We start from the raw sequence: 11,373 nt of genomic DNA, 5'->3' as shown, positions 1-11,373 counted from the left end.
GTGTCCGGCCGGGGATCTCTCCCCGGCCGGACACCGGCCCGTAGGCGTCGGGCGTCGGGCGTCGGCTAGCTGAACCTCGACGCCATCCAGGACGACAGCTCGGTCCGCGCCGCGCTCAGCCGCGACGAGGACGGGGCGGTCGCGCCGTTGGTGACCAGGGCGTAGTGCAGGGTGCCCGAGTCCGCGGCGGTGAGCAGCAGACGGCGGCTGCCGGTGCCGCCCGGTTCCTTGGCGACGGCGATCGGAGTCGACGTCGTGTACGCCGGCGGCGAGGACGTCACACCGAGGTCCGAGACCACCGTGGTGGAGGCCGTGGGGAAGGACGCCGGCAGGTGCAGTTCGGTGGGTTCGGAGCTGCCGTCCGAGCGCCACACCAGCAGCGAGTACTGCCCCGAGCCCACCAGCTGCGAGACGTTGGGCAGCGAGCTCGGCACCGGGTTCCACGTCAGGGTCGTGGAGCCGTCGCGCGAGCGGTCCTCGTAGGTGAACGCGAGGGTCCTGCCCGCCGTGGCGCTCGGGTAGACCCGGTCCAGCATCCGGGCGTCCTGGCGGAGCACGGCCGTGCCCGAGTCGTCGAGGCGGACCGCCGACAGGTCCTCTCCGTTCCAGGCGTCGCCCTCGGTCTGCACCTTGTCGGCGTTGTCGTTCATCAGCTCGTTGTGGCGGCCGTTGTAGATGTCCCACTGCCACTGGGAGCCGGACAGGACGGGACCGGAGGACGCCGGGGACGACCACCAGTTCGCGCCCTTCACCCGGGAGTCGAGCGCCTGGTACATCGCCTTGTAGACCGTCGGTGCCTTGTCGGAGACCGAGCCGCTCAGCGGGTGACCGAACTCGCTGATGATGGCCGTCGTCCCGGTGGCCGTGGCGCGGTCGCGCACGGTGCCGAAGTCACCCACGTACTGGCCGTCCTCCGCCTTGCCCCACATGAAGACGCCGGAGATGGCCTTCTGGTCGTAGAAGTGGGTGTTGAAGACATAGCGCGGTCCGAGTGTGCCCGCGTCGAGGAGTCCGCCCTCCTCGCGCTGGAAGTCCAGGTTGGCGTTCCAGAAGAGGTTCGGTTCGACGAAGGCGGGCTTGGACTGCCAGCCCGCCGCGTCCATGCGGGCGCGGAACTTCACGTAGAACGGCCAGAGGACGTTCTTCTCCCAGGTACGGCTGGTCTGGCCCGAGTCGTAGACGCCCGCGTGCGGCTCGTTCCACGGGTCGAAGCCGACGACACCGGCGAACTGGGCGCCGGTGAGGTTCTGCTTCAGGTGCGTCATGATCTTCTCGGCGGTGCTGAGGAAGGAGTCCTGCAGCCCGTACGTGTTGTGCCAGAAGTCGTACGTGGCTTCCTTCACGGCCGCGTTCGAGGTGATGTTCTGGCCCCAGAACGGGCAGATCCCGCAGTACTCGTCGGGATAGTCGCCGAGGTCGACGGCCCACTTGGGAGCGCCGTCGCCGGTGTACCAGCTGTCGGAGTCGAACAGCCAGCGGGAGTAGAGGTCCTGGTGGAAGTCGGGGTACACGCGGATCCCGGCGTCCAGGAACGCGCGCATCTGGTCGGTGGCCTTCGTCAGGTAGGCCGGGTCCACCTGGCCGCGCACCGGTTCCGCGTACGCCCAGGACAGCAGGAAGCGGACCGAGTTGCCGCCGCCCAGTGCCCGGAGCGCCGTCGCCGACTTCTTCGCGTCGGCGGTCGACGCGAAGGGCAGGCCGTTGTTCTCCTTCAGTTTCGTCTCGCCGGAGACGTTGTAGCCGCGCAGGACGACCTCGCGGCCGAGGCCGTCGGTGAAGTGTCCGTTCTCGACGGTGAGGGTGGCCCCGGCGGGTGCGTCGAACCACAGTTCGTCGGGGAGAGCGGAGGCGGGCTGGGGGCCCGCCACGGTCAGGAAGCCGGTGACGAGTACGAGGACACCGAGCCAACGAGTGCGCAGTCTTGACATGTCCGCCACATTCGACATGTCCCCCACCGTCCCAATGGACAGGCGAGCCGTCAATAGCATCTGACGCCAGAGTAAGTACCCAATTTCTCAGCGGTGTTACCGTCCATCACCGACCCGCCGGGTCAGGTTCAGCAGGTACTCCCCGCGGTCCAGCGGGTCGGGGCCGGTCCGCGGTCGCCGGGGAACGGCGCCATGGGCTACCGGCGCGTAGTGGTCGAAGGCGGACTCCAGCTCGCCCTCGCCCCGGGTCAGCCCCGGCAGCCGCTGCTCCAGCCGGTGCACCTGTGCTGCCGGAACCCATCCCTCGAGCACGCTCACCGGGCCGGGCGTCCCGGTCGCCCTCGGTACGGCGCCCAGCCTCGCCAGGGCGGGGAGGACCGCGCCGAGCGCGTCCGCCGGGAGGTCGAGCCGGAAGCGGTGCAGTGGCTCGTGCACCCGGGTGCCCGCCCTCCGCAGCGCGTCCATCAGTACCAGTGGGGTCAGTCCGCGGAAGTCGGCGCCCGTGCTCGACATGCTCTTGTCGAACCGCTGGTGGGCGTGGCTCTGCCGGGGCGAGTACCCGGAGTGCGTCATGGTGACGGTGCAGTCGGTGACCTGCCAGCCGTGGATTCCCTGGGTCAGGGTCTCGCGCACGGTGTCCTCGACCGCCTTGAAGAACGCGTACGGCATCGATCCGAGTTCGACCTCGAGGCGGAATTCCACCCCGGACCCGACGGGCGCCGGATCGACACGCAGTCCGACGGTGGCGAGAAACGGATTTCCGTCCTTCTTGTTGAACTCGACCGCCGAACCGCTGCCGGTCAGGCGCTCGATACAGAGGGGGGTGGTCTCGCGAAAGGTGACATCGAGGCCGAATTCATCGGCGAGGGTGGCCTGGATGACCTCCTTCTGCACTTCCCCGTACAGCGACACGGAGATTTCCCGGCGGATTTCGTCGTGCCGCAGATTGATCAGCGGGTCCTGCTCTGCGAGCTGGGTGAGTGCGGTATGCAGGGCGCCCCTGTCGCGGGGACGGGCGGGTACGACGACCGTTTCCAGGGTCGGTGGCGCGAAATGCTGCTCCTCCGTTCCTTTCCGGGGGACGCCGACGGTGTCCCCGATCCGGACACCGGTGAGGCCCCACAGTTTCCCGATCCGTCCCGCCGCCACGGCCGCCTTCCGGACGGCCGAGCCGCGCTCGAAGACCTCGATCGCGGTGACCTTGCCCTCCGGTTCGCCGTCCCGGCAGGAGACGCGGTCCCGGGTGCGCAGGGTCCCGGAGAACATCCGTACGTAGGCGATCTTCTCCCCGGCCGCCCCGCGCTCGACCTTGAAGACGGTGCCGGAGGCCGGGCCGTCCGTGTCCCTCTCGGCGGCGGGCAGCAACCACCGGATGCCCGCGACGAGTTCGCGGACGCCGGCGCCCGTGATGGCCGAGCCGAAGAACACCGGGTGGACCAGGGCCTGCCCGGTCTGCGCGGTCAGCGCGGTGGACAGCCGGCCGTACGGGACGGCCGCCCCACCGTCGACGTACGCGGCGAGCAGGTCGTCGTCGTGCTCGGCGAGCAGTTCGAGGAGGCGTGGCGGGAGAGTGCCGTACGGCTCGTACGGAGTGAAGCGGGCGCCCTTGGTTCCGGGGCCGGTCACCTCGCCCATGGGCACGATCGCCGGGGTGAGCCGTGCGGAGATGTCCTTGAGGAGTTCCTCGGGGCGTGCGCCACGGCGGTCGACCTTGTTGACGAAGACCAGCGTGGGGATGCGCAGCCGCTGCAGCGTCCGCATCAGGACGCGGGTCTGCGCCTGGACGCCCTCGACGGCCGAGACGACGAGCACGGCGCCGTCGAGCACGCCGAGCACCCGCTCCACCTCGGCGATGAAGTCCGGGTGGCCGGGCGTGTCGAGCAGATTGACCGTCGTGTCCTCGATCTCGAAGGAGACGACAGCGGATTTGATCGTGATACCGCGCTGCCGTTCCAGTGCGAGGGAGTCGGTCCGGGTGTTCCCCTTGTCGACGCTGCCGATCTCGTCGATCACTCCGACGGTGTGCAGCAGCCGTTCGGTGAGGCTGGTCTTACCTGCGTCGACGTGCGCGAGAATTCCCAGATTGAGCGTGTGCACCAAGCGTCATGTCCTTTGTAACGGGGGTCATTCCTTCCGGGGCGGACATGAACGCAGGACGCATTGCGGCTCCTTGAAGTCTGCTTTCTTCTGACTGGTCCCGTGCAGTGCATCAGAGGGCTTCCCGCGACCGCAACCAATTAATGGCGGTAGCGTGACCGCCATGACGGCCGAGGGGAAAGTCACGGACGGCGAGGCGCTGGCCGGCGGGATGGTGAACGCCGGGGCGGTCCTCCGCAGGGGTGAGATCGTCGAGCGTCCGGCACCGCGCAACGCGCGCGCTCTCCACGCCCACCTTCGCGCACTGAGGGAGCACGGCTTCGACGCGGCTCCGGCCCCCGTCCGTCTCACCGACGACGGCCGTGAGCAGCTGACCTTCGTCCCCGGCGACGTGGCGCTGCCGCCGTTCTCGCGCCGGGTGATGACGACGACCGCGCTGGCATCGGTGGGAGACCTGCTGCGGCGCCTGCACGAGGCCAGTGCGGCCGTCGGGGTCGACCCCCGCGCCGAGTGGTCCCGCGACCTCGCCGACCCGGAGGGGGGAACGATGCTGTGCCACAACGACGTGTGTCCGGAGAACGTCGTCTTCCGCGACGGCCGGGCCGCCGCCCTGATCGACTTCGACATGGCCGCCCCCGGGCGCCCCCTCTGGGACCTCGCCATGACCGCCCGCTACTGGGTTCCCCTCCTCGACCCCGCGTCCGTCACCGCGCTCTACCCCGCCGGACTCGACGTACCTGCGCGGCTGCGGACCCTCGCCAACAGCTACGGTCTCGCGACGCGGGACCGCACCGCGCTACCCGGTGTCATCGAAGAGGCCACCGAGAGCTGCCGGGCCTTCGTCGCCCACCGCGTTGCCGCCGGTGACCCCGGCTACCTCCGGGCGCTGGCCGAGCGCGGTGGATGGGAACGCTGGGACCGCCTCCAGGCCTGGCTGACGGCCCACCGCGATACGATCACGGCCGCCCTGCTGGACTGAACCGCCTTGGGATGCTTCCCACCTGCGCGGGACGGAAAGGGCGCATGCTCTTTGCGGCCGTGTGAAACCTGTGTGACAGAAGCGTTGACTGGGTCGTGTGCCGCGACCTATCTTCTGGCCGAGCTTACGAACTGTGTTCGAAATACCGACAGAGTGTGAACTGTCGGAGTTTCTCCGCCCCAGCTCCAGTCCAAGCTCCAGTTTCATCCCCAGCTCCAGCCCAGAGGGAGTAGTCCGTGAGACCTGAGCTCACCCGTCGAACGGTTCTCGGCATGATCGCCGGCTCGGCCGCCGCCACCTTCACCGGTGTCTCGGCCGGTACGGCCCACGCCGCCGTGCCCGCGTCACCCGGCGTGACGTACACGAACACGATCGCCGAGCAGCGGGCCGACCCGCACATCTTCAAGCACACCGACGGTTTCTACTACTTCACCGCCACGGTCCCGGCGTACGACCGGATCGTGCTGCGCCGGGCCACCACGATCCAGGGGCTCACGTCGGCCGCCGAGACGACCATCTGGACCAAGCACGCCAGCGGCACCATGGGCGCCCACATCTGGGCCCCGGAGATCCACTTCATCGACAACAAGTGGTACATCTACTTCGCCGCCGGCGACGCCAACAACATCTGGAAGATCCGGCCGTACGTCCTGGAGTGCACCGCCGCGAACCCAATCACGGGCACGTGGACGGAGAAGGGCCGTATCGCGCTGCCGCTCGACACCTTCTCGCTGGACGCCACGACCTTCGTCGTGAACGGCACCCGTTACCTCAGCTGGGCGCAGAACGACCCGGCCGTCGGCAGCGGCACCAACCTGTACATAGCGCAGATGTCAAGCCCCTGGACCATCACGGGCACCCCGGTCATGCTCAGCCGGCCGACCGCCTCGTGGGAGACCGCAGGCGGTCAGACGGTCAACGAGGGCCCGGCCGTGATCCAGCGCAACGGCAAGGTCTTCATGACCTTCTCGGCCAGCGCCACCGACGCCAACTACTGCATGGGCATGCTCACCGCCTCAGCATCGGCCAACCTGCTCAGCGCCTCGTCCTGGAGCAAGTCCGCGAGCCCGGTCTTCGCGAGCAACGCCGCCACCAGCCAGTACGGCCCAGGGCACAACCAGTTCACGGTCTCCGAGGACGGCAAGTCGGACATCCTCGTCTACCACGACCGCAGCTACAAGGACATCAGCGGCGACCCCCTCAACGACCCCAACCGCCGCACCCGTGTCCAGAAGATCTACTGGAAGGCCGACGGCACGCCCGACTTCGGTATCCCGGTCGCCGACGGCCTCACCCCGATCCGGCTCTCCTCGTACAACTTCCCCGACCGGTTCATCCGGCACTGGGAGTACCGCGCGAAGATCGAGCCGAACGTGTCCCCGCTGGCCGACTCGCAGTTCCGCGTGGTCACCGGTCTCGCCGGCACCGGCACGGTCTCCCTGGAGTCGGCCAACTTCCCCGGTTACTTCCTGCGCCACAAGAACTTCGAGGTGTGGGTGGAGAAGAACGACGGGACGGCGCAGTTCCGCAGCGACGCCTCCTGGACCCAACGGGCCGGGCTCGCGGACTCCGCCGGGGTCTCGTACGAGTCGTCCAACTTCCCGGGCCGCTACATCCGCCACTACAACTACCTGCTGCAGGTCCAGGCTCCCAGCACGGCGACCGACAGGGCCGACGCCACCTTCTACACCCAGTGAGCCGGAGTCCCGGCCCGTTACCCATCAGCGGCCCCGACCCCACGGGTCGGGGCCGCGCACCCCCAGTACTGAGGAGAGCCCCTGTGAGCACCCCCGACCGGGACGACAGATCCGACCGCTCCTTCACACCCTCGCGCCGCACCCTGCTGCGTGCCATGGCCGCCGTACCGGCCTCCGCGCTCGTCCTGGGCGAACTGCCCGGCCTGCTGGGCACCGCCGCGGCCGCCGCACCGCCGAACGGCTCCGCCACCCGCTACACGATCGTGCCGTTCCTGAACAGCAACGACGGCACCGTGAACGTCTACCAGGCCGACGACGCCACCGACTTCCGGCTGCTCAAGGCCTCGGCGTACACCCCGCCCAGCAACAGGATCCGCGACGCGAGCGTCTTCAAGCACACGGACGGCTTCTACTACATCACCTACACCACGCACACCTGGCAGGACACCAGCACGACGATCGGCTTCGCGCGCAGCTCGGACCGGCAGAACTGGACGTTCCTGTACGACTACACGGTCCCCATCGCGAACCTGTCGCGGGCGTGGGCGCCGGAGTGGTTCGTCGACAGCGACGGCAGCGTGAACATCATCCTGTCGTGCTCGACCACCAACGACCAGTGGATCTTCTCGACGTACCGGCTGCGGGCGACCAACTCCGCGCTGACGGCGTGGAGCGCCCCGGTGGCCATGTCCGGGCTCGGCGCGAACCACATCGACACGTTCATCGTGAAGATCGGCTCGACGTACCACGCGTTCCCGAAGAACGAGACGACGAAGTACATCGAGTACGCCACCGCCTCCAGCCTCGACGGCCCGTACACCATCAGCAGGACCGGCAACTGGGCCGGCTGGGGCGGCACCCGTGAAGGGCCGGCGCTGGTCCAGCTCGACAACGGAGCCTGGCGGATCTTCTTCGACGGCTACGGCGACAGCAGCTACTACTACAGCGACAGCTACGACACGTTCGCCACGTGGTCCGCGCCGAAGAAGCTGCCCACGGTCTCCGGGACCGCGCGCCACTTCACGGTGATCAGGGAGACGGTGTCGGGCGGTCCGAGCCTGTCGACCAATGTCACCCGGTCCTTCCGGTCGGCCAACTTCTCCACCCGCTACTGGCAGCAGCAGTCCTCGCTGCTCAACCTGCCCGTGGTGACCGCGTCCAGCACCACCGCGGAGAAGCAGGCGTCGACGTTCACCGTGGTACCGGGTCTCGCCGACTCGAACGCCTTCTCGTTCCGGGACTCCTCCGGAAAGTACCTGCGGCACTGGGACTTCCGGGGCCGCTTCGACTCGAACGACGGCTCGTCGATCTTCGCGAAGGACGCCACGTTCATCGCCCGCACGGGTACGGCATCGGGGTCGATCCGCTTCGAGTCGTACAACTTCCCGGGCTACTACCTGCGGCACTACAACTACCAGCTGCGGGTGGACCCCTCCGACGGTACGGACCTGTTCCGGCAGGACAGCTCCTTCGTCCCGGTCACGGCCTGGGCCTGACGCCGCAGGGCCGCTCACGCACCGGTTGCCGCCCCGGTCAGGTCCGGGGCGGCAACCGGTGCAGCCGTATGTCGTCGAGCCGGCCGTCCGTCACCCGTCCCGTCATGTAGGTGCAGTGGGGCCGGCGGCGGCGGTCGGTGGGCGAGCCCGGGTTGAGCAGCCGCAGGCCGGTGTCCGCGGTCGTGTCCCACGGGATGTGGCTGTGCCCGAAGACCAGCACGTCGAGATCGGGGAAGCGCTCGGCGCAGCGGCGCTCGCGGCCCTGCGCGGGGCCCGTCTCGTGGACGACGCCGAGGCGCAGTCCGTCCAGTTCGGCGTACGCCACCTCGGGGAGCCGGGCGCGCAGTTCGGGGCCGTCGTTGTTGCCGTACACGCCGACCAGACGGCGGGCGCGGCCCTCCAGCAGGTCGAGTGTGGCGGTGTCCACCCAGTCGCCGGCGTGGACGACCACGTCGGCGTGCGGCAGTTCACCGAGGAGCGGCTCGGGCAGGGCCTTGGCGCGCTTGGGGAGGTGGGTGTCGGACATCAGCAGGAGGCGCACGTCCTCAGGGTGTCATCCGGCGGGGCCTCCCGCTCGGGGTCGGCCGATGGCTGTCTCGGCCCACACCTGTTTGCCTCCCCCGGCCGGTACGGTCCCCCAGGCCGAGGACATGGCCTCGACGAGGAGGATGCCCCGGCCGCCGGTGGCCTCCCAGCCGATGCTGGCCGGTCCGACCGGGGTGCGCGGTGAGGAGTCGGCGACCGCGACGCGCAGGCGGTCGTCGACGAGGGTCAGGTCGAGGCGGACCTGGCCGTCGGTGTGCGCGAGCGCGTTGGTGACGAGTTCGGAGACGACGAGGAGAACGGCGTCGGCCTCGAACTCCACGCCCCACGCGCGCAGGGTGCGCCGGGTGAAGCGGCGGGCGTGGCCGACCGCCTGGGGCAGCCGCCACACCGTCCAGCTCTCGCGCAGCGGACGCAGGTCCATGCCGTCGTAGCGCATCAGCAGCAGGGCCACGTCGTCGTCGCGGTTGGCGCCGCCGAGCAGCGCGTCGGCCACGGGGCCGAGATGGGCCGGGTCGGCGGCGGCCAGGTCACCGGCCAGGCGGTCGAGGCCGTCCTCGATGTCGGTGTCGGAGGACTCGACGAGGCCGTCCGTGGTGAGGGCGAGCACGGTGCCGGGCCGCAGGCGCAGGGGGCTCATGGGGAACTCGGCCTGGGTGATCACGCCGAGGGGCGGGCCGGACTCCGACTCGGCGATCTCGGTGGTGCCGTCCGGGTGGCGCAGGACCGGGGGCAGATGTCCGGCGCGGACGCACCAGGCGGTGCCCTCCTCCATGTCCACGTCCACGTAGCAGCAGGTGGTGAAGAGGTCGGTCTCCATGTCCATCAGCAGCCGGTTGGCGTGGGAGACGACGACGTCCGGCGGGTGCCCCTCCACGGCGTACGCGCGCAGGGCCGTGCGCATCTGTCCCATGAGGGTGGCGGCTCCGGCGTTGTGGCCCTGGACGTCGCCGATGACGAGGGCGACGTGGTGGTCGGGCAGCGGGATCACGTCGTACCAGTCGCCGCCCACCTCCAGGCCCGCCGTGGTGGGCAGGTAGCGGGCGACGGCCACCGCGCCGGGGAGCGTGGGCAGCCGGCGCGGCAGCAGGGTGCGCTGGAGCATGCCGACGAGTTCGTGCTCGGCGTCGAAGGCGTGGGCGCGCATCAGGGCCTGGCCCGCGAGGCCCGCGGAGGCGGTCAGCAGGGCGCGCTCGTCGGGGCCGAAGTCGTGCGGGGCGTCCCAGCCGATCAGGCAGGCCCCGGCCATACGGCTGCCTGCGGGCAGCGGGAGGACGGCGAGGCCGCCGGGGCCGACGTCGGCGAGCGCGGGCTCCAGGGCGGTTCCGGCGGGCCAGATGGCGGCGCGGCCCTCGCGCAGGGCGGCGGCGAGGGTCGGCATGGCGCGCACGGGCGCGTCGGGCCACTCCGAGCGCCACTCCAGGCGCCACAGGTCGGGCCAGGCCTCCGGTTCGGGCGGGTCGAGGACGGTGACGACGAGGCGGTCGCCCTCCAGTTCGGCGAGTGCGATCCGGTCGGCCTGGAGGGGCTTGCGGAGGGCGGCGACCACGGCCTGGCTGACGTCGCGGACGGTGCCCGCGGTGGCCAGCGCGGCGGCGAGGCGCTGGACGCGGGCCACGTCGGTGAGCCCGGAGCGCAGGGTGGAGGCGTCGGCGACGGTGCCCACGAGCCGGGCCGCGCCGCCTTGCGTCGCGGGCAGCAGCCGGGCACGCAGCCGCAGCCACCTCGGCTCGCCGGAGGGCTGGCGGATACGGAACTCCAGCTCGCGGTCGCCCAGGGACAGGGGGTCCGACTCGACCATGGACATCAGCGAGGGCAGGTCCTCCGGCACGGTCAGGGCGAGAAGGGTCTCGACCCTGCCGTCGAAGTCCTCGGGCCCGAGCCCGAACAGCCGCAGCATCTCGTCGTCGACGTCGACGCGCCCGGTGCCCGTGTCCAGGTGGAACACGGCGCCCGCCGCGGGGCGCGGGCCCGGTGCGGCGTCCGAGGCGGCCTCGGCGAGGAGGGCGAGGCACTCCTGGTCGTCGGCGTCGAAGCCGTCCGCGCCGTCGTGCACGGCGAGCAGACAGCCCCGTTCCCCCCACGGCAGCACGCCCAGCGAGAAGTCCCTGAGCTCGGAGCGCCGGACGTCGGCGTCCTGGCCGAGTGCCCGGAACGGCAGCCACAGGGGGCGTCCCGACCGGCACGCCTCTGCCACGGGGGACGCCCCGGAAGCGGGGTAGCTGTCGCGCAGCCCGTACAGCGTCCTCGGTACTCCGGCCGACTCGGACAGGCACAGCAGGTCGCCGTCGTCGTCCGCGAGGTACACGGCGGCGACGGTCGCCCTCGCGAAGACGAGCACCTGTTCGAGGATGCGGTGCAGTCGCTGATGGGCGTCCCCCCTGCCCGGCCAGAGCCGGGAGTTCGGGGGCGGGTCGGAATCGACGACGAGGGACCGGAGGGCGAGCTCGGCGCGCGGCGTTCTCGTTGCGCGTCCCACCCCGTCCTCACCGCTCACGTCCGGTATTACAGCGCCTCCCGGACACTTTGCGCAGCCCCTGTGACAGGGCCGGGGCACGGCGGGCCGGGGACCGTCCCGGGGCGCCGGGTCCGCCGGAGACGGATGCCGCGTCGCTCGCCGTGCGCGCGGGGCG

7 protein-coding genes are annotated in these 11,373 nt (G+C 70.5%); 3 read left to right on the top strand and 4 right to left on the bottom strand.

Annotation, left to right across the window (positions count from 1 at the left end):
* Positions 1 to 65: 65 nt before the first annotated feature.
* On the bottom strand, positions 66 to 1,946 hold the full coding sequence (locus FNH04_RS12700; RefSeq protein WP_152783520.1) for a cellulase family glycosylhydrolase: 1,881 nt from the start codon (positions 1,944 to 1,946) through the stop codon (positions 66 to 68).
* Between the two features lie 78 nt (positions 1,947 to 2,024).
* On the bottom strand, positions 2,025 to 4,025 hold the full coding sequence (locus FNH04_RS12695) for a translation factor GTPase family protein (RefSeq protein WP_322722981.1): 2,001 nt from the start codon (positions 4,023 to 4,025) through the stop codon (positions 2,025 to 2,027).
* Positions 4,026 to 4,188: 163 nt separating this feature from the next.
* Here FNH04_RS12695 and FNH04_RS12690 point away from each other — a divergent pair, with 163 nt between their 5' ends.
* The 3 genes from FNH04_RS12690 to FNH04_RS12680 all read left to right on the top strand — a co-directional run bounded on the left by FNH04_RS12690 (position 4,189) and on the right by FNH04_RS12680 (position 8,197).
* Positions 4,189 to 5,004 (top strand): phosphotransferase, encoded by an 816-nt coding sequence (locus FNH04_RS12690; RefSeq protein ID WP_152783516.1) that lies wholly within the window; start codon positions 4,189 to 4,191, stop codon positions 5,002 to 5,004.
* Between the two features lie 272 nt (positions 5,005 to 5,276).
* Positions 5,277 to 6,701, top strand: a complete 1,425-nt coding sequence (locus FNH04_RS12685) for a family 43 glycosylhydrolase (protein ID WP_152783535.1) — start codon at positions 5,277 to 5,279, stop codon at positions 6,699 to 6,701.
* A 155-nt stretch (positions 6,702 to 6,856) separates the two neighbouring features.
* Complete coding sequence (locus FNH04_RS12680) at positions 6,857 to 8,197, top strand: AbfB domain-containing protein (protein ID WP_152783534.1); 1,341 nt, start codon at positions 6,857 to 6,859, stop codon at positions 8,195 to 8,197.
* Positions 8,198 to 8,234: 37 nt separating this feature from the next.
* Here FNH04_RS12680 and FNH04_RS12675 read toward each other — a convergent pair whose 3' ends face one another.
* Both FNH04_RS12675 and FNH04_RS12670 read right to left on the bottom strand, forming a co-directional pair.
* Positions 8,235 to 8,738, bottom strand: coding sequence for a metallophosphoesterase family protein (locus FNH04_RS12675; protein WP_322722979.1), 504 nt, complete (start codon positions 8,736 to 8,738; stop codon positions 8,235 to 8,237).
* A gap of 12 nt (positions 8,739 to 8,750) precedes the next feature.
* Positions 8,751 to 11,237 (bottom strand): SpoIIE family protein phosphatase, encoded by a 2,487-nt coding sequence (locus FNH04_RS12670; protein WP_322722978.1) that lies wholly within the window; start codon positions 11,235 to 11,237, stop codon positions 8,751 to 8,753.
* Positions 11,238 to 11,373 lie beyond the last annotated feature (136 nt).

It is taken from the genome of Streptomyces phyllanthi (assembly GCF_009377205.1).
Taxonomy (GTDB): domain Bacteria; phylum Actinomycetota; class Actinomycetes; order Streptomycetales; family Streptomycetaceae; genus Streptomyces; species Streptomyces phyllanthi.
This window is presented reverse-complemented; position numbering and strand designations above follow the sequence as displayed.

Coding starts and splice junctions, on each gene's coding strand:
- FNH04_RS12700 (WP_152783520.1), bottom strand. CDS start 1,946: ATGTCGAATGTGGCGGACATGTCAAGACTGCGCACTCGTTGGCTCGGT.
- FNH04_RS12690 (WP_152783516.1), top strand. CDS start 4,189: ATGACGGCCGAGGGGAAAGTCACGGACGGCGAGGCGCTGGCCGGCGGG.
- FNH04_RS12685 (WP_152783535.1), top strand. CDS start 5,277: ATGATCGCCGGCTCGGCCGCCGCCACCTTCACCGGTGTCTCGGCCGGT.
- FNH04_RS12680 (WP_152783534.1), top strand. CDS start 6,857: ATGGCCGCCGTACCGGCCTCCGCGCTCGTCCTGGGCGAACTGCCCGGC.